The 20,683-nt window shown below is 71.8% G+C and carries 23 protein-coding genes; 12 read left to right on the forward strand and 11 right to left on the reverse strand.

Features of this window, described 5'->3' with window-relative positions; translation table 11 throughout:
- Positions 1-41: 41 nt before the first annotated feature.
- A complete protein-coding gene (locus SMD20_RS22630) occupies positions 42-389 on the reverse strand; it encodes a nucleotide pyrophosphohydrolase (protein ID WP_329584264.1) in 348 nt (115 codons plus the stop codon).
- A 42-nt stretch (positions 390-431) separates the two neighbouring features.
- Here SMD20_RS22630 and SMD20_RS22635 point away from each other — a divergent pair, with 42 nt between their 5' ends.
- Both SMD20_RS22635 and SMD20_RS22640 read left to right on the forward strand, forming a co-directional pair.
- On the forward strand, positions 432-872 hold the full coding sequence (locus SMD20_RS22635) for a MarR family winged helix-turn-helix transcriptional regulator (RefSeq protein WP_329584266.1): 441 nt from the start codon (positions 432-434) through the stop codon (positions 870-872).
- Positions 873-922: 50 nt separating this feature from the next.
- Entirely contained in the window at positions 923-1,741 is an 819-nt protein-coding gene (locus SMD20_RS22640) for an alpha/beta fold hydrolase (protein ID WP_329584268.1), read from the forward strand.
- On the opposite strand, the gene SMD20_RS22645 is transcribed toward SMD20_RS22640, so the two are convergent.
- Both SMD20_RS22645 and SMD20_RS22650 read right to left on the reverse strand, forming a co-directional pair.
- Positions 1,722-2,474, reverse strand: a complete 753-nt coding sequence (locus tag SMD20_RS22645) for a maleylpyruvate isomerase N-terminal domain-containing protein (protein ID WP_329584270.1) — start codon at positions 2,472-2,474, stop codon at positions 1,722-1,724. The two genes, SMD20_RS22640 and SMD20_RS22645, sit on opposite strands and share 20 nt — an antisense overlap.
- A gap of 31 nt (positions 2,475-2,505) precedes the next feature.
- Positions 2,506-3,516 (reverse strand): LacI family DNA-binding transcriptional regulator, encoded by a 1,011-nt coding sequence (locus tag SMD20_RS22650; protein WP_329584271.1) that lies wholly within the window; start codon positions 3,514-3,516, stop codon positions 2,506-2,508.
- A 174-nt stretch (positions 3,517-3,690) separates the two neighbouring features.
- Here SMD20_RS22650 and SMD20_RS22655 point away from each other — a divergent pair, with 174 nt between their 5' ends.
- The 7 genes from SMD20_RS22655 (at position 3,691) to efeB (ending at position 11,541) form a co-directional block, all read left to right on the forward strand.
- Positions 3,691-4,980 (forward strand): extracellular solute-binding protein, encoded by a 1,290-nt coding sequence (locus SMD20_RS22655; protein WP_329584272.1) that lies wholly within the window; start codon positions 3,691-3,693, stop codon positions 4,978-4,980.
- Positions 4,977-5,936 carry a carbohydrate ABC transporter permease gene (locus tag SMD20_RS22660; protein ID WP_329584273.1) on the forward strand — a complete coding sequence of 320 codons (960 nt, stop codon included), beginning with the start codon at positions 4,977-4,979 and terminating at the stop codon, positions 5,934-5,936. Before SMD20_RS22655 ends, SMD20_RS22660 begins: the two co-directional genes overlap by 4 nt.
- Positions 5,933-6,787 (forward strand): carbohydrate ABC transporter permease, encoded by an 855-nt coding sequence (locus SMD20_RS22665; protein WP_329584275.1) that lies wholly within the window; start codon positions 5,933-5,935, stop codon positions 6,785-6,787. The genes SMD20_RS22660 and SMD20_RS22665 overlap by 4 nt, the downstream gene beginning before the upstream one ends.
- An 8-nt stretch (positions 6,788-6,795) precedes the next feature.
- Positions 6,796-8,178 carry a glycoside hydrolase family 5 protein gene (locus SMD20_RS22670; RefSeq protein WP_329584277.1) on the forward strand — a complete coding sequence of 461 codons (1,383 nt, stop codon included), beginning with the start codon at positions 6,796-6,798 and terminating at the stop codon, positions 8,176-8,178.
- Between the two features lie 97 nt (positions 8,179-8,275).
- A complete protein-coding gene (efeU, locus tag SMD20_RS22675; RefSeq protein WP_329584279.1) occupies positions 8,276-9,106 on the forward strand; it encodes an iron uptake transporter permease EfeU in 831 nt (276 codons plus the stop codon).
- 11 nt (positions 9,107-9,117) lie between these two features.
- Positions 9,118-10,254, forward strand: a complete 1,137-nt coding sequence (gene efeO, locus SMD20_RS22680; protein ID WP_329584282.1) for an iron uptake system protein EfeO — start codon at positions 9,118-9,120, stop codon at positions 10,252-10,254.
- Between the two features lie 42 nt (positions 10,255-10,296).
- The gene (efeB, locus tag SMD20_RS22685) at positions 10,297-11,541 is read left to right on the forward strand and encodes an iron uptake transporter deferrochelatase/peroxidase subunit (RefSeq protein WP_329584284.1); all 1,245 of its coding nucleotides are present in this window, start codon (positions 10,297-10,299) and stop codon (positions 11,539-11,541) included.
- A gap of 15 nt (positions 11,542-11,556) precedes the next feature.
- Here efeB and SMD20_RS22690 read toward each other — a convergent pair whose 3' ends face one another.
- The 4 genes from SMD20_RS22690 to SMD20_RS22705 all read right to left on the reverse strand — a co-directional run bounded on the left by SMD20_RS22690 (position 11,557) and on the right by SMD20_RS22705 (position 12,932).
- The gene (locus SMD20_RS22690) at positions 11,557-11,691 is read right to left on the reverse strand and encodes a hypothetical protein (RefSeq protein WP_329584287.1); all 135 of its coding nucleotides are present in this window, start codon (positions 11,689-11,691) and stop codon (positions 11,557-11,559) included.
- 67 nt (positions 11,692-11,758) lie between these two features.
- Positions 11,759-11,902 carry a hypothetical protein gene (locus SMD20_RS22695; RefSeq protein WP_329584289.1) on the reverse strand — a complete coding sequence of 48 codons (144 nt, stop codon included), beginning with the start codon at positions 11,900-11,902 and terminating at the stop codon, positions 11,759-11,761.
- Positions 11,902-12,363, reverse strand: a complete 462-nt coding sequence (locus SMD20_RS22700; protein WP_329584291.1) for a hypothetical protein — start codon at positions 12,361-12,363, stop codon at positions 11,902-11,904. Before SMD20_RS22700 ends, SMD20_RS22695 begins: the two co-directional genes overlap by 1 nt.
- Before the next feature lie 23 nt (positions 12,364-12,386).
- Complete coding sequence (locus tag SMD20_RS22705; RefSeq protein WP_329584293.1) at positions 12,387-12,932, reverse strand: CGNR zinc finger domain-containing protein; 546 nt, start codon at positions 12,930-12,932, stop codon at positions 12,387-12,389.
- A 29-nt stretch (positions 12,933-12,961) separates the two neighbouring features.
- Between SMD20_RS22705 and SMD20_RS22710 the strand changes: the two genes are divergently transcribed.
- Complete coding sequence (locus SMD20_RS22710; protein ID WP_329584294.1) at positions 12,962-13,876, forward strand: arginase family protein; 915 nt, start codon at positions 12,962-12,964, stop codon at positions 13,874-13,876.
- Between the two features lie 7 nt (positions 13,877-13,883).
- On the opposite strand, the gene SMD20_RS22715 is transcribed toward SMD20_RS22710, so the two are convergent.
- The 3 genes from SMD20_RS22715 to SMD20_RS22725 all read right to left on the reverse strand — a co-directional run bounded on the left by SMD20_RS22715 (position 13,884) and on the right by SMD20_RS22725 (position 16,137).
- The gene (locus SMD20_RS22715; RefSeq protein ID WP_329584296.1) at positions 13,884-14,186 is read right to left on the reverse strand and encodes a hypothetical protein; all 303 of its coding nucleotides are present in this window, start codon (positions 14,184-14,186) and stop codon (positions 13,884-13,886) included.
- Between the two features lie 16 nt (positions 14,187-14,202).
- Complete coding sequence (locus SMD20_RS22720; RefSeq protein WP_329584298.1) at positions 14,203-14,427, reverse strand: hypothetical protein; 225 nt, start codon at positions 14,425-14,427, stop codon at positions 14,203-14,205.
- A gap of 99 nt (positions 14,428-14,526) precedes the next feature.
- On the reverse strand, positions 14,527-16,137 hold the full coding sequence (locus SMD20_RS22725; protein WP_329584300.1) for a DUF4434 domain-containing protein: 1,611 nt from the start codon (positions 16,135-16,137) through the stop codon (positions 14,527-14,529).
- Positions 16,138-16,251: 114 nt separating this feature from the next.
- Here SMD20_RS22725 and SMD20_RS22730 point away from each other — a divergent pair, with 114 nt between their 5' ends.
- Complete coding sequence (locus SMD20_RS22730; protein ID WP_329584301.1) at positions 16,252-17,067, forward strand: SDR family NAD(P)-dependent oxidoreductase; 816 nt, start codon at positions 16,252-16,254, stop codon at positions 17,065-17,067.
- An 81-nt stretch (positions 17,068-17,148) separates the two neighbouring features.
- The gene (locus SMD20_RS22735; RefSeq protein ID WP_329584302.1) at positions 17,149-18,660 is read left to right on the forward strand and encodes an alpha/beta fold hydrolase; all 1,512 of its coding nucleotides are present in this window, start codon (positions 17,149-17,151) and stop codon (positions 18,658-18,660) included.
- Positions 18,661-18,895: 235 nt separating this feature from the next.
- Here the strand turns inward: SMD20_RS22735 and SMD20_RS22740 are convergent, their stop codons facing one another.
- On the reverse strand, positions 18,896-20,551 hold the full coding sequence (locus SMD20_RS22740) for an RNA polymerase sigma factor (RefSeq protein ID WP_329584304.1): 1,656 nt from the start codon (positions 20,549-20,551) through the stop codon (positions 18,896-18,898).
- Between the last annotated feature and the right edge of the window lie 132 nt (positions 20,552-20,683).

A 20,683-nucleotide genomic window follows, 5' to 3' on the forward strand; every position in this document is an offset into this window, starting at 1 on the left:
TATGCGGGGGTTCGTACCCGCGAGAAGCTCGCCGGCACTCCTTACGGCGGGGCCTTGCGGGCCGAGCCGCGGTAGCGGTCGGCGTCGTAGCGGCGCTCGTTGTCGGCCAGCTTGTCCGTGGCCGCCGCCAGCAGGTCGACGCCCAGCACGTCGGCGAGCCGCACCAGGTAGAGGGTCACGTCCCCCAGCTCGGTGCGCATGCGGGCCAGCGCCTCGGGGCCGGGGTCGGCGGACTCCTCAGCGGTGAGCCACTGGAACTCCGCCACCAGCTCCCCCACCTCGCCGGCCAGCGCCATCGCCAGGTTCTTCGGCGTGTGGAACTGCTCCCAGTCGCGGGCGCGGGCGAACGCGCGCAGGCGGGCGGCCAGGTCCTCCAGGTCCGTCGTCACGCCGCACGACCTTATCCATTTCCGGCCGGTAGGTTGCTCCCTGTGAATGGCGTCGAGTTGTTCCTGCTGGGCCGCGTCCTGATGAAGATCGGCGAGGAGGCGATGCCGGTCGAGGGCATCGGCGAGCACTCGACGAGCGTGCGCACGGTGCTGATCGTGGTCAGCGACCTGCGCGGCCACCCCGGCACCACGGTCGGGGAGATCGCCGCCCGCACCGGCCTGCCGCAGAGCGCGGTGTCGGCCGCCGTGGCGCGGCTGCGTACGGCGGGGGCGGTCCTCGCCGACACCGACCCCAGGGACCGCCGCCGGACGATCATCCGCGAGGCCCCGGAGACGTCGGACCGGGTGACCCGCGTCCGCGACACCCCTGTGGACGACGCCCTCGCCGCCGCCCTGGACACGGACGACCGCGAGCACGTCCGCGAGGTCGTCGAGGCCCTGGAGAAGCTGGCCGACCGGCTGCTCCCCGGCCTCCACCGCTGAACAATCCATCAGACTTGATGCATCAACTTTGATGGATTAGTGTCTTCGGCATGCCCACCCTCACCATCCCCGGCGGCTCGCTCCACTACGAGCTCCGCGGCACCGGCCCCCTCCTGCTGATCTCACAGAGCGGTGAGGGCGACGCCGGCCGCACCGCCGACCTCGTCGGCCACCTCGCCGACTCCCGCACGGTGATCACCTACGACCGCCGCGGCCTCGGCCGCAGCACGATCCCGGACACGACCGTGAGCGTCAGGGAGCACGCCGACGACGTCCACCACCTGCTCGCCCACCTCACGGACGAGCCCGTCGCCATGCTCGGCCAGAGCCTCGGCGCCTCCATCGGGCTGCACCTGGCCGCCGAGCACCCCGGGCAGATCGGCCTGCTCATCGCGCACGAGCCCGTCTCCCCGTGGCTGCTCCCCGAGCCCGGCCGGGCCCGCCACCGCGCCGAGCTGGCCGCGATCCGCGACCTCTACCTCGCCACCGACCTGCCCACCGCACTCAAGGAGGTGACCCGCGTGCTCGGCATCACGCCCGGCGGCGACGTCGAGCCGGGGCTGACCGCGTTCCCCATGACGGCCGAGCGCGAGGCCGCCTTCGACTTCTTCATCCGGCACGACTTCCAGGCCGTCATCGACGACCCCGGTCCTGACGACGCCTGCCGGGTGCCGGTGGTCTCGGCGGCCGGCGAGCGGACCCCGGCCACCGTCTTCGACCGCCAGTGCGCCGACCGGCTCGCGGCGCTCACGGGCGTGCCGCTCGCGGTGTTCCCGGGCGGCCACAACGGCAACCTCAGCCACCCCCGCGCCTACGCCGCCCGCCTCCGCGAGGTCCTCGCCGCCCCGCTCATTGCGTCGACTCCTTGAGCAGGCGGCGCAGCCGCTCCACCAGCGTGCCGTCGCCGCCGAAGGTCAGCGCCGCCCCGTCCTGCCGCCCCCACAACCAGAGCAGGACGTCCTGCGGCGCTCCCGCCACCGACGCGGCCCCGCTCGCGTGCTCGCCCCGCGCGACCTCCACCCCGGCGGGCGTGGCCCGCACCAGCCAGCGCTCCTCCCCCGCCGCGATCGAGACCGGCCGCCCGTCGGCCTCGGCGAGCCCGTCGCCGAACTCGGCCGCGCTGGTGGTGGTCTCGTACGCCAGCATCACCGTCAGGATCTCGTCCACACCGTCGGAGGCGAGGTCGTCGGGGACAGGCGTGACAGGCGTACCGGCCGCCAGCTCGGCGTCGACCCGGTGCACCACGGTCTCCAGCGCCATCCTGCGGATCCAGAACCCGACCGTCTGGTCCGGGTCGTACCAGGTGAGCGCGGCCTCGCCGGGCTCGCGGGCGGCGAACTCGGCGCGCAGCTCCGCGTAGGCCCGGTCGAGGCGGTGCAGCGGGCCCGCGGGGTCCGGCTCCGGCGGCCACGGCTCCGGCCAGGCGCCGAGACGCATGGTCTCCGCCTTGTGCAGGTAGACCTCGCCCACGTGGTCGACCAGGTCGGCGAGCGTCCATCCGGGACAGGACGGCACGGGCGCCGCGAGATCGGCGGCCCCGGCGGCCCGCAGCCGCCGGTGGTCCTCTTCCAGCAACGTCAGGTAACGAACGGTGTTCAGCACACTCCATCCAAGCAGCCCGGCGGAACGGGTGCTACGGGTGGCGGGCGGTGCTCTCGCGGACGATGAGCTCGGTGGCGAGCTCCACGCGCTTGGTCTCCGGGACCTCGCCGCGTCCCATGGCCAGGACCGTGCGCGTCGCCAGCGCGGCCATCTCCTGCAACGGCTGGCGGACGGTGGTCAGCGGCGGCCAGGCGGACTTGGCGAGCGGCAGGTCGTCGAAGCCGACCACGCTCAGGTCCTCCGGCACCCGCAGCCCCCGCTGCCGCGCGGCCTCGAAGACGCCGAAGGCCATCAGGTCGCTGCCGGCGAAGATCGCCGTCGGCGGGTCGGCCAGGTCGAGCAGGGCGTGACCCTCGTCGTGGCCGGAGTCGACGAGGAAGGTGCCCCGGCGGACCAGCTCGGGCACGAGCGGGACGCCGGCGGTCTCCAGCGCGGCCCGGTAGCCGTCGATGCGGGCCTGGCTGCAGAGCATGTCGGCGGGGCCGCTGATCATGCCGATCCGGCGGTGGCCCAGCTCCAGCAGGTGGCGGGTGGCGGCCAGGCCGCCGTTCCAGTTGGTGGCGCCGACCGAGATCACGCCGGGCGCGGGCTCGCCCTCGGGGTCCACCACCGCGAACGGCAGCGCGCGGGCGCCGAGCTGCGCCTGGATGCCGGTGGACAGCCGGGAGGCGACGATCACCACGCCGTCGGTGCGCCGGGCGGCCAGGCGTTCGAGCCAGTCGCGGCCGGGCCCGGCGTGGGTGTGCAGGACCGAGATGACGACGCTGGCCCCCGCCTCGCGGGCCGCGCTCTCCGCGCCCCGGACGATCTCCATCGCCCACGGCGACTCGATCTCGGCGAACACCAGGTCGATCAGCCCGGCCGGGGTGTCGTCCTGGCTGACGCGGCGCTGGTAGCCGCGCTCCTGGAGCAGCCGCTCCACCTTGTGGCGGGTGGCAGGGGCTACTTCCGGGCGCCCGTTGATGACCTTCGAGACCGTGGGGATGGAGACCCCGGCCTCTTCCGCGATCAGTGCGATCGTGACCCGCCTCTTCGCTGACACGATCGGGAGTGTATCCGAAAGTTTCGGTTCGGCGTCGCTCAGAACGGGGGTGTTGACGTGTTACTTCAAGGTTACCTAAGCTCCGGGCAAAGAAAATATCGGGGGCTATACGAAAGTTTCGCTCTGTTCCGCCAGGCTCGGCGTGCTCCGCCCAGCAGAGAAGGGACCCCTCGGATGAAACGCAGTGTGGTGTTGATCGCGACCGCGGTGCTCGTGGCCGGCTGCGGCGGAGGTGGCGGTGGCGGCGCCGCGCCCTCCGGGTCGGGCGAGAGTGCCGCCCCGGCGAAGGTCACCCTGGAGTGGTGGCACCTGTCGACCGCCGAACCGCTGAAGACGCTGTGGGCGCAGCGGGCCAAGGAGTTCATGGCCCAGAACCCCAACGTGACGATCAAGGCGACGGTCCTGGAGAACGACGCCTACAAGGCCAAGCTCACCACGATCACGCAGTCCGGCAAGGCCCCCGACGTCTTCGCCACCTGGGGCGGCGGCGTGCTCAAGCAGCAGATCGACGCCGACCTGGTGAAGGACCTCTCCTCCGACACCGCCGACATCCTGCCCGGCTTCACCACTGCGGCGCTCAGCGCGTACCAGTTCGACGGCAAGACCTACGGCCTGCCGACCGACATCGGCATGGTCGGCTTCTGGTACAACAAGAAACTCTTCGCCAAGGCCGACATCACGCAGCCGCCCGCCACCTGGTCGGAGTTCCTCGACGACGTCAAGAAGCTCAAGGCCGCCGGCGTCACCCCCATCGCCCTCGCCGGCAAGGAGAAGTGGCCGGGCCACTACTACTGGGCCTACCTCGCCATGCGCATCGCCGGGCTCGACGCGCTCAAGCAGGCGGCCGTGGACAAGAACTTCAGCACGCCGGACTTCATCGCCGCAGGGCAGCAGGTGAAGGCCCTGGCCGACCTGCAGCCGTTCCAGAAGGGCTTCCTCGGCGCGGCGTACTCGTCGCCCGACGGGCAGGCCGCCACGGTCGGCAACGGCAAGGCCGCCATGGAGCTGATGGGCCAGTGGGCCCCGTCCGTGCAGAAGGACGCGGGCAAGGGCCTCGGCGAGGACCTCGGCTTCTTCCCGTTCCCCGCCGTCGAGGGCGGCAAGGGCTCGGCCACGGACGCGTTCGGCGGAGGCGGCGGCCTGGCCGTCGGCAGGGACGCCCCGAAGGAGGCCGTGGACTTCGTGAAGTTCATGACCCGGATGGACAACCACACCAAGGCCGTCCAGGCCGGCGGCGTGCTGCCGGTGCTCAAGGGCGAGGAGAGCGCGGTCACCGACCCCAACCTCAAGCAGGTGGCCACGATGCTCGCGGGCGCGACCGGCTACCAGCTCTACCTCGACCAGGCGTACCCGCCGGCCGTCGGCCAGCAGGTCAACGACAGCGTGGCCGAGCTGATCGGCGGCACCAAGACGCCTGAGCAGGTCGCCCAGGCCATCACCGAAGTGGCCAAGACGGAAGAATGACGACACTGACCCGAGGGCCGGAGGCGGCCAAGCTTCCGGCCCCCGCCCCCGTCGCCAGGCGCCGTGGCCGCGCGCTGACGATCGCGCTGTTCGTCCTGCCCGCGCTGGTGCTGTTCCTGCTGCTGGTCGTGGCGCCCATCCTGGTCGCCTTCTACGCCAGCGCGTTCCGCTGGAACGGGTTCGGCGGCCTGCCCACCAACTTCATCGGCTTCGACAACTTCACCCGGCTGTTCGGCACGGAGATCTTCCGGCGGGACCTGTGGCACCTGCTCGTGCTGGTGCTGCTGTCGGCCTGCGTGCAGCTGCCGCTCTCGCTGGCCATCGCGCTGCTGCTGAACCAGCGCATCCGTGGCCGGGCGGTGTACCGGCTGGTGTTCTTCGCGCCGTACGTGCTGTCCGAAGTGATCACCGGCGTGCTGTTCTCGCTGATCCTCGCGCCCGACGCCGGGATGGCCAACCAGGTGCTGGCGCTGTTCGGCGCCGACTCCGACTGGCTGGCCGACCCCGACACGGTGATGCCGTCGCTGTTCCTCGTCATGACGTGGAAGTACTTCGGCTTCCACATGATGATCTATCTGGCCGGCCGGCAGAACATCCCCGACGAGCTCGTCGAGGCCGCCCAGATCGACGGGGCGAGCGGCTGGAAGGTCTTCAGGCACATCACGCTGCCGCTGCTCGGGCCGACGATCCGGATCAGCATCTTCCTGTCCGTCATCTACACGATCCAGCTCTTCGACCTGGTGTGGATCCTCACCGGGGGCGGCCCGTCGCACTCGTCGGAGACGATGGCCGTGACGATGTTCGAGTGGGGGTTCAAGCGCTCCCAGGTCGGCTACGCCAGCGCGATCAGCGTCGTGATGTTCGTGCTCAGTCTCGTCTTCGCGCTGTTCTACCAGCGGTTCGTGATGCGCCGTGACCTGGAGGGCGCGACCACCAGCATGGGAGGCCGCAGATGACGTACGGGGTGACCCGCGGCAGGAAGCAGACCCCTCGGCGCAACACCCTGCCGCTGCATCTCATCGCGTGGGTCGTCGGCGCGTTCGTCCTGATCCCGGTGATCTACGCGACGCTCGGCGGGTTCAAGCGCAACAGCGAGCTGTCCACCAACCCGTTCGGGCTGCCCTCGACCTGGGTGACCGGCAACTACACCGACGTGCTGGCCTCGTCGTCGTTCTGGTTGCAGCTCTGGAACAGCACGTTCATCGCGGTCGTCACCACCGTGCTCACGGTGGGGGTGGCGGCGCTGGCCGGGTTCGTCTTCGCCCGGTTCGCCTTCCGGGGCAGGGAGGCGTTGTTCACGCTGTTCACGGCGGGGCTGATGTTCCCGTTCGCGGTGGCCATCCTGCCGATCTTCGTGCTGCTGCGCGCGCTCGGCCTGCTCGGCGACCCGCTCGGCGTCATCCTCGTGCAGGCGGCGTTCGGACTGCCGCTGACGATCATCATCCTGCGCGGCTTCTTCCGCAGCATCCCCGGGGAGATCGAGGAGGCCGCGATCATCGACGGGTGCAGTCCGTTCGGGTTCTTCTGGCGGATCCTGCTGCCCATGGCCAAGCCCGCCATCGCCACCGTCTCGGTGCTCGCCGTCGTCGGGAGCTGGAACAACTTCATGCTGCCGCTGGTGGTCTTCACCGAGGAGGCCAACTGGACCCTGCCGCTCGGCATCCAGCAGTTCCAGGGCCAGTACGCCTCCGACACCGCCCGCATCCTCGCCTACCTCGTCCTGGCCATGATCCCGGCGCTCGGGTTCTACGCCGTCGCGGAACGCCACCTGGTCGGCGGGCTCACCGCCGGCGCCACGAAGGGATGACCTCTGACATGCTGCGTGTGTCCGGAAACCACCTCGTCACGCCCGACGACCAGCCGGTACGGCTCCGCGGGGTGGGCCTCGGGGGCTGGATGAACATGGAGAACTTCGTCACCGGCTTCCCCGCCAACGAGAGCTCGATGCGCGACGCGGTGCGCGGCGTGCTCGGCGAGGAACGGACCGAGCTGTTCTTCGACCGCCTGCTGACCTCGTTCTTCACCGAGCGGGACGCCGAGCTGCTGGCCGGCCTCGGCATGAACTGCGTGCGCATCCCGGTGAACTACCGCCACTGGGAGTCCGACGAGCGGCCCTTCGAGATCGACCCGCGCGGCTTCCGCCATCTCGACCGGGTGATCGGCCTGCTCGGGGCGCACGGCATCTACAGCGTCATCGACCTGCACGCGCTGCCCGGCTCGCAGAACCAGCACTGGCACTCCGACAACCCCACCCACGTGGCGGCGTTCTGGCAGCACCGTCACTTCCAGGACCGGGCGGTGCATTTGTGGGAGGTCCTGGCCGACCACTACCGCGACAACCCCTGGGTGGCCGGCTACAACCCGGCGAACGAGCCCGCCGACGTCACCGGCCGGGTGATCGGGCCGTTCTACGACCGGCTGGTGAAAGCGGTGCGCGGGGCCGACCCGCACCACGTGCTGTTCCTGGACGGCAACACCTACTCCACCGACTTCTCGATCTTCCGTGAGGTGTACGAGAACACGGTCTTCGTCATGCACGACTACGCCCTCGCCGGTTTCGCGCACGGCGGGCCGTACCCCGGGCACACGCGGGGCGAGTGGTGCGACCGGGACGAGCTGGAGCGGACGTTCGCCAAGCGCTCCCGCTTCCAGCGGGAGACCGGGACGCCGTTGTGGGTGGGCGAGTTCGGGCCGGTCTACACCGGTGACCCGGAGAAGGACGCGCAGCGGTACCAGATCCTGCGCGACCAGCTCGCGATCTTCGACGCGCACGGGGCGGGCTGGTCGTTGTGGACGTACAAGGACGTGGGGTTGCAGGGGCTGGTGCACGCGGCGGGGCCGTACCTGGACAGGTTCGGGGGCTTCCTCGACAAGAAGCGGCGGCTCGGGGCGGACCGCTGGGGGTCGACGATGGAAGAGGGCGCGGACGTGCTCGGGCCGCTGCACGAGCTGGTCGAGACCGAGTTCCCCGGCTGGGACCCCTACCCGTGGGGCGCCCGCTACCAGACCGACGACCTCATCAGGCACATCCTGTTCGCGCAGGCGCTGCTCCCCGAGTACGCCGAGCTGTTCCGCGGGCTCGGCGACGACGAGCTGATCGCGCTCGCGGACTCGTTCCTGCTGGAGCGGTGCGTGCGCCGCGAACCGCTGCTCGAACTGCTGGCGGACAATCTGGCGGGCGATCGGGCGGGCGACTAGAGGCGGGGTGACGACGAACACACCGGGCACACATGGACAGAACGCCGCGGGAGCTCTAATTTAGGGGAGCCTTACCTAAGAACCCGCGGGAGTGTCCGTGTTCGCCAGCTATCTCATCGGGCTGCGCGAGGGCCTGGAGGCGACACTCGTCGTCTCGGTCCTCGTCGCCTTTCTCGTCAAGAGCGACCGCAAGGACCGGCTCCCCCAGGTCTGGGCCGGCGTGGGCACGGCCGTCGCCCTGTCGGCGGCGTTCGGCGCGCTGCTGACCTTCACGGCGGCCCGCCTGGGGTACACCGGGCAGGAGCTGTTCGAGTCGATCGCCTCGCTGCTGGCCGTCGTCTTCGTCACCTGGATGATCTTCTGGATGCGGCGGGCGGCCCGCACGCTCTCCGGCGAACTGCGCGGCAAACTGAGCGACGCGCTTGAGCTGGGCCGGCTCGCCGTGGCCGTCCTGGCCTTCCTCGCCGTCGCCAGGGAGGGGCTGGAGACCGCCCTGCTGTTCTTCGCCTCCGCGCAGGGCGCCGCCACGACCGTCGAGCCGCTGATCGCCATCACGCTGGGCGTGCTCACCTCGGTCGCCATCGGCTGGGGGCTCTACCTCAGCGCCGTCAGGATCAACCTCACCAGGTTCTTCACCTGGACCGGGCTGCTGCTCATCCTGGTGGCCGCGGGCATCCTCAAGTACGGCGTGCACGACCTCCAGGAGGCGGGCGTGCTGACCGGCCTCGCCACGCCGGCCTTCGACCTCGGCGCCACGCTCCCCGCCGACTCCTGGTACGGCATGCTGTTGGCCGGGATGTTCAACATCACCCCGCAGCCCAGCGTCGCCGAGGTCGTCGCCTGGGCGGTGTACCTGCTGCCCGCCCTCGTCCTCTTCCTCCGCCCGCGGCGGACGTCCCTGCCCGCGGCGCCCACCGCCGCGGCCTGAACAGGAGCACCATGCGTACCGTCCTCCGCCTGTCCACCGGCGTGCTCGCCGTGGCCGCACTCACCGCCTGCGGCTCCTCCGGCGGCGGCCCCGCCGCGCCGGCCGCCTCCGGCTCGCCCGGGAAGATCGCCGTGGCCGCGTCGGACACCGCGTGCGAGGTGCCGGTCACGGAGGTGCCCGCGGGCACCACGACGTTCACGATCACCAACGGCGGCAGCAAGGTGACCGAGTTCTACGTGCTCGCCGCAGGCGACCGCATCATGGCCGAGGTCGAGAACATCGTGCCCGGCCTCACCAGGGAGCTCATCGCCGAGCTGCCGGCCGGCACGTACGAGACCGCGTGCAAGCCCGGCATGGTCGGCAAGGGCATCCGCAACCCGCTCAAGGTCACCGGCGAGCACAAGCCGCTCACCGCCGACGCGCAGCTCGCCGCCGCGGTGACCGGCTACAAGCGCTACGTCAAGACGCAGAGCGACACGCTGCTGGTCAAGACGCAGGAGTTCGTGGACGCCGTCAAGGCGGAGAAGATCGACGAGGCGAAGGCGCTGTTCCCGGTGGCGCGGACGTACTGGGAGCGCATCGAGCCGGTGGCCGAGATCTTCGGCGACCTCGACCCGGCCATCGACGCCCGCGAGGCCGACCTGGCCGAGGGCGAGAAGTGGACCGGTTTCCACCGGATCGAGAAGGACCTGTGGATCCACAAGGACGTCAGTAAGGACGGCCCGATCGCCGACAAGCTCATCGCCGACATCAAGACCATCGTCGGCAAGGCCAACGCCGCCGAGCTCACGCCACTCAACCTGGCGAACGGCGCCAAGGAACTGCTCGACGAGGTCGCCACCGGTAAGATCACCGGTGAGGAGGACATCTGGTCGCACACCGACCTCTGGGACTTCGCGGCCAACCTCGAAGGCTCCAAGGCCGCCGTGCAGTCGCTTCGGCCGGTGCTGGAGGAGCGGGCTCCCGACCTGGTCAAGACGCTGGACGAGAAGTTCGCCGCGGCCGAGGCGGCGCTTGAGGCGCACCGCAGGGGCGACGGCTGGCAACTCCACGACGAGCTGTCCAAGGCGCAGCTCAAGACCCTGTCCGACGCGATCAACGCGCTCGGCGAACCGATCAGCAAGATCGCCCCTGTGGTGGCGAAGTAGCGGGAGGACCCCATGTCCGACCCCTCCGGGAACGGACGGCGGATGAGCCGGAGGAGCCTGTTCGGGCTCGGCGCGGCCGGCGCGGCGGTGGCCGGGGCGGGCGCCGTGGGCGCGAGGTCGCTGCTCGACGGCCCGCCCGTCGCGCACGCCGCCTCCACCTCGGCCCCCTACCCCTTCTACGGCGAGCACCAGGCGGGCATCGTCACCCCCGCCCAGGACCGCCTGCACTTCGTCGCCTTCGACGTCACCACCGGCGACCGCGCCGAGCTGATCGACCTCCTCCAGGAGTGGACCGCCGCCGCGGCCCGGCTCACGCAGGGCAAGGAGGCGGGATCGTTCGGCGCGGTGGGCGGCGACCCGGCCGCCGCGCCCGACGACACCGGCGAGGCGCTGGGGCTGCCCGCCTCCGGGCTGACGCTGACCGTCGGGTTCGGGCCGTCGCTGTTCGACGAGCGGTTCGGGCTGGCGGACAGGCGGCCCGTCGCACTCGCCGACCTGCCGAAGTTCCCCGGCGAGCAGCTCGTGCCGGAGATCTCCGGCGGGGACCTCTGCGTGCAGGCGTGCGCGCACGACCCCCAGGTCGCCGTGCACGCCATCCGCAACCTGGCCAGGATCGGCTTCGGCCGGGTGTCGGTGCGCTGGTCGCAGCTCGGCTTCGGGCGTACGTCGTCCACGTCCCGCGCCCAGGCGACCCCGCGCAACCTCATGGGATTCAAGGACGGCACGAACAACCTCAAGCTGGAGGACGCGGCCCTGCTGCGCGAGCAGCTCTGGGCGGACGCCGGGGACGGCGCGGCCTGGATGGCGGGCGGCTCCTACCTGGTCACCAGGAAGATCCGCATGACGATCGAGACCTGGGACCGTACGTCGCTCACCGAGCAGGAGCAGATCTTCGGGCGGGACAAGGGCGAGGGCGCGCCGCTCGGCGCGAAAGGCGAGTTCGACCCGCTGGACTTCGCCGCCAAGGGGCCGGACGGGCAGCCGCACATCGCGCCGAACGCCCACGTCCGGCTGGCCCACCCGAGCTCGCACGGCAACGCGCACCTGCTGCGGCGGGGCTACAACTTCGTGGACGGCTCCGACGGGCTCGGCCGCCTCGACGCCGGCCTGTTCTTCATCGCCTACCAGCGGGACCCGCGCAAGCAGTTCGTGCCGGTGCAACTGCGGCTGGCCCGCGAGGACCCGCTGAACGAGTACATCAAGCACGTCTCCAGCGGCCTGTTCGCCTGCCCACCCGGCGTCCGCGACGCCTCCGACTACTGGGGCCGCACCCTCTTCACCCCCTGACCCGCGCGACGCCGCTCAACGCCGCTGGTCGGTCTGTTTCGGGTGCCCGGTTCCGGCGCGCGTGATCCACAGCGTGCGCTCGTCGTCGTTGATTCCGTACCAGAGCCGACCACCTGAGGTGGCTTCGTACTGCCACTGCTCGACCGACACACCATCCACCTTCACGAAGCCCAGTGAGCCCTAGCGCGGGTGCTGGCGGCAGTCGATGCGTCGCTGGTCACTGGTGATCGCCACCCCAGGCCCGGTCGAGGTTGTCGGGCGCCTGGGCCAGCAGGTGGGCCCAACCCTCGGCGGCGCGCCGGTCGGCGAAGCGTACGCGCCAGGGGTTGGGACGCGGCACCTCGTCCCCTCGACCGGCCATCAGGACCCGTCCAGGGGGCGGGGGACGTCGGGGCCGTCGCCAGGGAAGGGGCCGTGGAGGTCGTGGGCGAGTTGCGGGTCGCTCCAGATGACGGCGGTGGAGCGCCACGAGCTCAGGGCTCTGGCGAACGGCAGCAGTTCGCCGGTGTCGGCGCCCGCAATCAGGTGGGCGAGGAGTTCGCGTACGCACTCGTGCCGTTCGGTGTCGGGGAGCCAGGTGAGCCAGGGCAGCTCCTCGGCGAGCACCTCTTCGGCGAGGCCGGCGTTGCGGCGCGCCACGATGGCCAGCGCCCGGGCGGCGATGCGGAGACTGGCCGTCCCCGCCTCGAAGCGTTCCGCGCGCATGAGGATCAGGTTTTCGTCGTCGCGTCGTTCGAGGATGACGTCGGCGCTGTCCAGAGTGGGCAGCACCTCCGACGGGCCTCGGAGGAACGCGCTGTACGGGAAGCGCTTCGTCGTCATATGAGCAGCATATCTGAAGTAGTTCAGATACGCTGGCGGGCGCGGGAGGCGGAGGCGTGGGCGCGGTTGGCGCAGCGGGTGGAGCAGAACTGGCGGCGGCCCGGGCGGCTGCGGTCCACGAAGGCGTCGCGGCAGGGGAGGGCGGCGCAGAGGCGCAGGCGGTCCCAGTCGCCGGAGGAGGCCAGGTCGAGGAGGTCGGCGACGGCCCGTACGGCGAGGCGGGCCGCCAGCGGCGCCCGACCGCGCCCAGGATCGGCGGTGAGGCGTAGGCGGGGGGCGCCGTCGTGGTCCTCGACGGTGGCGGCGATCGGGAGTTCGGCCGACCACCGGGCGAGGGCGTGGGTGCGGAGTTCCGGGGTGTCGCGGGTCAGCACGTCGCGCAGCCGCGCCCGCACCCGCCGTACGGCGTCGAGGTCGGCGTCGGTGGGCCCGTCCGCCGGTTCGGCCAGCTCATGGCAGAAGCGGGCCAGGGCCGCCGCGTCCGGGAGGCGTTCCGGGTCGTCGAGCCATTCGTCCCACGTGTTGGCCAGGTCGATGGCCACGACCCCGGTCTCCGCGAACTGGCGCATCCGCACTCCCCCTTGCTAACGTCACGAGTATGAGCATCATAACCCCTGACGCGACCCGCCGCCTGACCGTGCTCGACGCGCCGTCCAACCTCGGCCTGCGCCCGCCCGCGCCCGGCGTCGTCCCCGGCTGCTACAAGGCCCCCTGGGCGCTGCGCGACGCGGGACTCGTGGCGCGGCTCGGGGCCGCCGACGCCGGAGCGCTCGTCCCGCCCCGGTACGTCGCCACCTGGCAGCCGGGCGACGGCGTGCGCAACGGCCCCGCCATCGCCGCCTACGCCCGGAGGCTGGCCGACCGGGTCGCCGCAATCCGGGCGGACGGCGGGTTCCCGGTGCTGCTGGGCGGCGACTGCTCGATCCTGCTCGGCCCCGCGCTGGCGCTGCGGCGGGCCGGCCGGTACGGGCTGGCGTACCTGGACGCGCACTCCGACTTCCGCCACCTCGGCAACTCCCCCCACGTCGGCTCGGCGGCGGGCGAGGACGTGGCGCTGGTCACCGGCCGCGGCGACGACTACCTGACCGACCTCGACGGCCTGCGCCCCTACGTCAGGGACGAGGACGTGATCCTGCTCGGCGTCCGCGACGACGAGGACCTGCCCGAGCTGGCCGACAGCGGCCTCGCGTACGTCCCCGGCAGCGACATCGATCTCGATCAGGCGAGGAAGGTCCTGGTCCGGGACGAGCTGGACGGGTTCTGGATCCACGTGGACGCCGACATCCTCGACCCGTCGATCCTGTCCGCCGTCGACTCCCCCACCCCGGGCGGCCTCGACGCCGCCCAGCTCACCGCCCTCCTGCGCGGCCTGCTGGCGCTGCCCGGCGCGGCCGGGCTGGAGGTGACCATCCTGGACCCCGACCTGGACGAGGACGGCGGCCAGGCGGCGCTGCTCGCCGACATCCTGGTCGACGCCCTGACCGGGAACCAGCTGATCGATGCCAAGGGCTGACCTCGGATCAGCCGTGGTAGCGCACGTGTCCTTTCCAGGAGGAGGCGTCCGTCTGCAACTGCGCCTCGGTGGTCATGATCGTGTAGCCGATCTGCATGAGAAATATGGCCTGCTGCTCCGCCAGTTTCAGGGCGGTGATCCTGGCGGAGACCGACTGGGAGTACCAGTTGCAGGGGCTGGCGCAGGCGAGGGCCGCCTGGGCGCCTGACGTCGTGGTGGTGGCCGCGGTGGCCGCCGTGGGGGCGAGAACTGCCGCGATGAGGCCCCCGGCCAGCAGCGCGGTTCTGACGAAGGTGCTCTTGGCACGCATGATGAGTCCTCTTCGATCAGGCGTAATAGAAGTAGTAATAACCGTTGCTGACGCGGTAGCAGCCGGTGGTGGGGTCGGTGGGATATCCCTGTGCGTGTCTCACCGACCGGTCGAAATTGCACTTCGCCTGCGTGTCGAACATGCCGACGTAGTTCCACGCCGCAGCCTGCGCGGGGAGGGCGGAGGCTGCCAGTGTGAGGGCGGCCATGCCGGCGGCGGCCAGGGCTGTGCGAGCGCGCATGTGTTTCCTCTCGGAGCGGGTTCGGATTTCTCCTTCACCCTGCCTTGGCGGCCGCGCGCGTCCCAGGGCGGTGACCGGACATTGACCGGACATCTCCTCCTAGGGCATGACGTAGGGGGTGGTGCTGCTCTCGCCCGCCCCGTTCGTCGCCGTGATCGCGGTTCCCGGCCCGCCCGGCACGTACGGCACCCACGCCGACTCCAGCCGCCCCCGCCCGTACCAGCCCTGCTCGACCGTCACGCCCTCCGGCTCGAAGCGGAGGGTGCCGCCCCGCAGGTTGTGGCCCTCGACGAGGATGCCGGCCTGCCCGTTCATGTCCTTACGCACGGCGCTGACCACGATGGGCTCCTGCCAGCCGCTCGCGATGTCGTCGGCCAGCGAGGGCGTGTCGTAGCGGGCCTGGCAGGTGAAGAAGGGGTCCCACCCGTACGAGATGATCTTCTGGGCGTGCGTGCCCGCGGCCATGACCTGCCGGTCCAGGCGGCTCTTCGTGGTCCGCCCGCGCAGCGGCAGCGGATCGACCCGCCCGCACTCGCCGTCCACGGGCGAAGGCTCGAAGCCTTCGATGTTCACCCACAGCTCCACGCCCGGCGGCACCCGCCGGGCCGCCGCCGCGATGTAGTCGCGGGTGGCCCCGTAGTACGCCTGCGCGTTGCTGACGTCGCCGACCACGGGCACCAGGCGCGGCTCGACCTTGGCGTCCCGCTCGTGCGGGCCGTGCACGGGGACCTTGCCGGTGCCCCGCCCGTCCTGCACCGCGACGGCCATCGGCGCGCCCGCCCGGGTGCGGGCGAGGTCGGCGAGCCCGTCCCCGGCTTGCTCGGGCGGGAAGCCGCGGCCCCGGCGCGCGTCGATGTACGGGCTGACCAGGATCGTCCGGCCGGGCAGCGTGGCGGCGACGGTCGCGTGCTGGGCGGCGTACAGCTCGATGATCGGATCGTTCGGCGCGCGGTCGCGCATGGCGAGCTCGAACGACTGGTAGACCCCCGGGAACGCCGCCGACGTCCCGAACCGCGCCCGGTAGTCGGCCAGCACCCGCCCGGTGAACGCGGTCAGCGCGGCCGTGTGGTCGTGGTCGGGCTCCCAGGTCTTGCCGGGCTCCTGCGGCGCGGCGGGCAGCCCGGGGAAGACCTTCATCCCGTACGCCGCCGCCTCGTTCATCAGGTTGCCGAGCCCGTCGCCGTCCGTGGAGATCAGCACGAGGTCGTGGACCGGGTCGTCGCAGGACTGGGCCAGCGACACCCGGTAGAAGACCCGCTCGCCGGCCTCGACCCGCCGGTCCAGCCCCTGGCAGCGCAGCAGTCCGGGCCCGAACTCCTCGCTCGTCGTGTACGTGTACACGTGCCGCACCCGCTTGCCCGGCACCTCGGCGCAGGGCCGCCCGTCCACGACGCAGTCCGCGAAGCCGGGATCGGGCTCCCCCGCGTCGAACCGCGGCCCGAACGTGATCAGCGTGTCGCCGCCGATCTGGTGGACGGCCTCGACCATGCGCCGCGTGACGCACGGGTCGGCCCGCGGGATCACCCAGTAGCCGGTGACCGCGTAGGGAGCGCTCACCCGCGTGTCGCGCGGCTCGCACTCCTCCGGCTCCCGCGCCGGCCCCTCCGACACGGCCGGCACGACCACCCCGACGACCAGCCCGACGAGCACCGCTACGGCCGCCATCGCCGCCACGCCCCACAGGATCCGGTGCACCCACGCCCCTTCCACGCCCGGCTCCAGCCTACGTAGTCGATCTGCCCCGTGGCCGGGCGAAAAACGACCCCGGTGCGGTCCCGCCCTGGCGGGGCACGGAAAAATGGGCCCCGAAGGGGGTACAACATCGTGCGCATCGATCTCAGCGGGAAGACCGCGCTCGTCACCGGCTCGACCCAGGGCATCGGGGCGGCCATCGCCGCCGGCCTGGCACGGGCCGGGGCCCGGGTGGGCGTCAACGGCAGGAGCGAGGGCGGGGTGGCGGCGGCCATCGAGCGGATGACCCCGGGCGCGCCGGACGGCCTGCCCGCCGCCGCGGCGGCCGAGCTGGTCGCCGCGCCCGGCGACGTGTCCACGGAGGAGGGGTGCGCCCAGGTGCTGAGCCTGCTCCCGCAGGTGGACATCCTGGTCAACAACCTCGGCATCTTCGGCGCCCGGCCGGCGCTGGAGATCGACGACGCCGAGTGGCGGCACTACTTCGAGGTCAACGTGCTGGCCGGGGTGCGGCTCACGCGGGCGTACCTGCCGGGGATGAAGGAGCGCGGCTGGGGGCGGATCCAGTACATCGCGAGCGACTCGGCGGTGACGATCCCGGCCGAGATGATCCACTACGGCATGACGAAGACGGCGCTGCTGGCCGTCTCGCGCGGGTTCGCGAAGGAGGCGGCGGGCACCGGGGTGACGGTCAACTCGGTGATCGCCGGGCCGACGCACACGGGCGGCGTGGAGGAGTTCGTCTACCAGCTCGTGGACCGGGACCTGCCGTGGGAGGAGGCGCAGCGGGCGTTCATGCGGCAGCACCGGCCGCAGTCGCTGCTCCAGCGGCTGATCGAGCCCGAGGAGATCGCCAACATGGTGGTCTACCTCAGCTCGCCGTACGCCTCGGCGACCACGGGCGGGGCGCTGCGAGTGGACGGCGGCTACGTGGACGCCATCCTGCCCTGATCGAGGGGATCCCCTGAAGGAGAGGTCCGTCCCCCACTCGCGGGGGAGGTCCGCGGCGGGCCGCGCGCCCAGCCTTGAGTCATGATTCTCCGGACCTTACTGGCCAGTGCCCTGGCACTCGGGGCGCTCGCCGCCCCCGCTCACGCGTCCAAGCAGCCGTCGGTGACCTGGCACGAGTGCCCCGCGTACTCCGACGACGTCCTGCGCTCGCTCGGCGTGCCCGACAAGGAGTTCGCGAAGTTCCGCGCGCTCTACGGCCGCACCGAGTGCGGCACGCTGCGGGTCCCGCAGGACTACGCCGACCCCGGCGGCAAGCAGATCACCATCGCCTTCACCCGGCTGCGGGCGAGCGACCGGGCCCGCCGCCTCGGCAGCCTCGCGGTCAACCCGGGCGGTCCAGGCGGCAGCGGCTACCTGATGCCGATCGACCTGGTCATGGGCGGCATGAAGCTGAACGAGCGCTACGACCTCATCGGCCTCGACCCGCGCGGCACCGGCTACAGCACCAAGGCCGCCTGCCGGCCGCCCGAGCAGGGGCCCCCGCCGCCCGGCCGGGTCACCGAGCAGCAGGCCCGCGCGGTCTACGCGGCGACGGTCGCGGCCAACCAGGCGTGCGCGGCCACCGACCCGGCCTTCCTCGGCCAGCTCACGACCGCGAACGCGGCCCGCGACCTCGACCGGCTCCGCGCCGCGCTCGGCGAGCGCACGATCGCCTTCCTCGGGGTGTCGTGGGGCACCTGGTTCGGCGCCGTCTACCGCAGCCTGTTCCCCGACCGGGTGCGGGCCATGTGGCTGGACAGCGTGGCCGTCACGGAGCCGAGGATGGACGTCTTCACCGAGGTGCGCGCCCGCGCCGCCGACCACGACTTCCGGCGCATGGCCGCCTGGATCGCCGCCCGGGACGACACGTACGGCTTCGGCGACACCCAGGCCGAGGTCATCGAGGCGCTGACCAGGCTGCGCGAGCGCTTCGCCGCCGACCCCGTCACCTTCACCGACATCGACCTGACCGTGGACGGCCGGATGATCGGCGACGCGGCGAGCCAGCCCAGCCCCGCCTGGCCGGACGTGGCGCAGGTGCTCAAGGAGCTGGTGACCGCCACCGGCCCGGACGCCCCGCCCACGCTCAAGCGGCTCGCGGGCGGCGAGCGGCCCGCTCCGCCCGCCGACGCGCCCGAGCGGAGCAACAAGCCGGCGAACGTGGCCTACTTCTGCAACGAGGACTCCGGCCCGCGCACGTTCGAGTCGGCGTGGCGGGCCTACCAGGAGCGGCTGACGCGGTATCCGGTGACCGGCGAGGCCACGGCGTTCGTGCCGAACTGCGCGGGCTGGCCGCTGCCGGTGCGCGAGGTCCGGCTGCGGAGCGGCGGCGGGCCGCTGGTGTTGTCCGGCCACCTGCACGAGAGCCCGTCGCCGTACCAGTGGACGCTCGACATGCGGGCGGCGATCGGCGGGACCGTGGTGACCGTGGACGACGACGTGCACGGCTCGGGGCTGCGGACGCCGGACTGCGTGGCGGCGGTGGTCGCCTTCTTCGAGACCGGCCGGCGGGTGCGTACGTGTGAGGGGGTGCCGCTGCCAGCCGGGTCCTGACAAGGCCGCCGGGCCTCCCGCGCGGGAGGCCCGGCCGTCGCGGATCACCGGCGTCCGGACCTTCGCCGCCACCCTTGTACGCATTTTCAGATCACGTTGGATGGAGGTACGCCGACGCGACCGAGCTCGACCCCGAGCAGCCCGCCCAGCAGTGGCTGGACCAGCCGGACGCGCCGATGGCGAAGCTGGCCGACGAGAGCGGCAACTCACCGGGCCCGACGGGTGACGGATCGGATCAGCCAGGGACGTAGAGGTACATCTCGGCGGTCGTGGCCGCGTCCAAGGTGAAGACGCAGGCGGAGGACTGCCCCGAGCAGGGGCCCTGCCGCCACTCCGCCGTGGTGTCGGGGGCCGTGAGGGTCACCTGGGCCCCCTTGGCCACCTGCCATGAGCACTCATGGCCGGTGTTGCCGGGCTGCTCGCACCTGCCGAGTGATTCGCCGCCCGCCTCGGCGCTCAGCGAGGCGCCGTAGCCCGTCAGGCGCACAGTCAGCGTGTAGGTGGGGGTGGCGACCACCGGCTGCTGGGGCTGCTGCTCCTGCTGCTGCTGGGGCTGCTCCTGCGGGGGCTGCTCCTGCTCCGGCTGGTCCTGCTCCGGCTGGTCCTGCTCGGGTTGCTCGGGCTGGGCCTCTTCCTGCTGCTCCTGCTCGGGCTGGTCGGGCTGCTCGGGCTGGGCCTCCTCTTGCTGCGCTTCCTGCTCCTGCTGCTCCTGCTCGGGCTGCTGCGCCGTCTTCCCGTCAGGGGGCCGTTCCTCCGCCCCGTGGCCGTCGCTCCGCCCGTCAGCACCCCCACGCTCCTCGGTGGGGCGGGACTTGCCGTGGCGTGCGCCGGTCGCGTCCGGCGGCCTCCCGTTCTCCGGGCCGGCCGCCGCCGCCTGCCCGTGGTCGCCAGGCAGGTACGGCGCCAGCTCGGACGTCAGCTCCGACGCCAGCTCGACCGCCTGCGGCCGGACCGCCAACAGCATGGCCCCGAGCAGGAACAGCACCGTCCATATCGTCAGCGCCTGCCCCTTGTAAGAGCGCCCGCGCGGCCGTCGGCTCCCCTGGGAGTGCCGGGCGGCGCGAGCGGGCCGGCTGACGGGGCGCGCCCGCCTCGCGCCCGGCAGGCTCTCCTCGTTGCTGACCAGGCGGAAGTCGTCGTCGGCCTGGCCCGCCGCGCCGGCCATGGCCAGGAAGACGAGGCTCCGCATGCCCTTGCTGGTCCGGTCGATCTCGACGGCGCCGCAGCGACCGCAATTCTGGAGGTGCTCGACCACGTCGTCCAGGGCCGGCTTCGGCAGACGGTTGCCAGGAGCTCCGTCCACCTGGGTGTGGGCCGCCGCGACGATCTCCCGGAACTCGGAACAGGTGGTGATGCCGTCGACGCTGCCCGGCCCGTCCAGATCGACGTGGAGCAGAACACGGGCCGAGGCCCTGACGAACCATTTCGCCCTGTTTCTGGCCTGGCGCTCGCTATCGGTGTACGCCCGGCCGGGCCTCAGCGCGGTGAGCTCCGCCGCGAACGCCGTCCGCACCTTCCGCTCGTACGGCTCCGGCAGGAGAGCCAGCGCCTCGCGCACCCCTCTGGGCACGTCCCGGGCGTGGACCAGCTCCTGCGGCCCGGGTTCGGTACGGTCGGGGATGTCCCCGGCGTCCTGATCGTCTTTCACGACTCCGTAGGTGTCACGCTCCCTCTGCTGCCGTTTGCCGAATTTCTCGCACGCGGTTCTGGCGCACTTCGCGGCGTAGCTCCGGATGTCGTCGATGGGGCCGCCGCGGCGCATGCGGGCGAGGACGGCGACCTGTACGTCGCGCACGATCTCGTCGACCTCGTCATGCGAGATGTGGGGCAGCGTGTCGCGGCAGATCCGCCACAGGTACGGCCGCAGCCGGAAGATCTCCAGCTCAGACATCGTCCCGCCTCCTCCCCCACTTCAGGATGGAGGAGAAGTGCCTTTTATGACAGCAGTTGCGGAAATCCGGCTGGCGACCGGCGAAAAACCACAGGATTGACAGAAGAATGTCGGAGATAAGGTCATTTGCGA

Source organism: Nonomuraea sp. LP-02 (assembly GCF_036289125.1).
In the GTDB taxonomy this organism is placed as follows: Bacteria; Actinomycetota; Actinomycetes; order Streptosporangiales; family Streptosporangiaceae; genus Nonomuraea; species Nonomuraea bangladeshensis.

Excerpts from the sequence above, each read along its gene's own strand:
- SMD20_RS22640 (WP_329584268.1), top strand. The coding sequence starts at position 923 with ATGCCCACCCTCACCATCCCCGGCGGCTCGCTCCACTACGAGCTCCGC.
- SMD20_RS22655 (WP_329584272.1), top strand. The coding sequence starts at position 3,691 with ATGAAACGCAGTGTGGTGTTGATCGCGACCGCGGTGCTCGTGGCCGGC.
- SMD20_RS22660 (WP_329584273.1), top strand. The coding sequence starts at position 4,977 with ATGACGACACTGACCCGAGGGCCGGAGGCGGCCAAGCTTCCGGCCCCC.
- SMD20_RS22665 (WP_329584275.1), top strand. The coding sequence starts at position 5,933 with ATGACGTACGGGGTGACCCGCGGCAGGAAGCAGACCCCTCGGCGCAAC.
- SMD20_RS22670 (WP_329584277.1), top strand. The coding sequence starts at position 6,796 with ATGCTGCGTGTGTCCGGAAACCACCTCGTCACGCCCGACGACCAGCCG.
- efeO (WP_329584282.1), top strand. The coding sequence starts at position 9,118 with ATGCGTACCGTCCTCCGCCTGTCCACCGGCGTGCTCGCCGTGGCCGCA.
- efeB (WP_329584284.1), top strand. The coding sequence starts at position 10,297 with ATGAGCCGGAGGAGCCTGTTCGGGCTCGGCGCGGCCGGCGCGGCGGTG.
- SMD20_RS22695 (WP_329584289.1), bottom strand. The coding sequence starts at position 11,902 with ATGGCCGGTCGAGGGGACGAGGTGCCGCGTCCCAACCCCTGGCGCGTA.
- SMD20_RS22700 (WP_329584291.1), bottom strand. The coding sequence starts at position 12,363 with ATGACGACGAAGCGCTTCCCGTACAGCGCGTTCCTCCGAGGCCCGTCG.
- SMD20_RS22705 (WP_329584293.1), bottom strand. The coding sequence starts at position 12,932 with ATGCGCCAGTTCGCGGAGACCGGGGTCGTGGCCATCGACCTGGCCAAC.
- SMD20_RS22710 (WP_329584294.1), top strand. The coding sequence starts at position 12,962 with ATGAGCATCATAACCCCTGACGCGACCCGCCGCCTGACCGTGCTCGAC.
- SMD20_RS22715 (WP_329584296.1), bottom strand. The coding sequence starts at position 14,186 with ATGCGTGCCAAGAGCACCTTCGTCAGAACCGCGCTGCTGGCCGGGGGC.
- SMD20_RS22720 (WP_329584298.1), bottom strand. The coding sequence starts at position 14,427 with ATGCGCGCTCGCACAGCCCTGGCCGCCGCCGGCATGGCCGCCCTCACA.
- SMD20_RS22735 (WP_329584302.1), top strand. The coding sequence starts at position 17,149 with ATGATTCTCCGGACCTTACTGGCCAGTGCCCTGGCACTCGGGGCGCTC.
- SMD20_RS22740 (WP_329584304.1), bottom strand. The coding sequence starts at position 20,551 with ATGTCTGAGCTGGAGATCTTCCGGCTGCGGCCGTACCTGTGGCGGATC.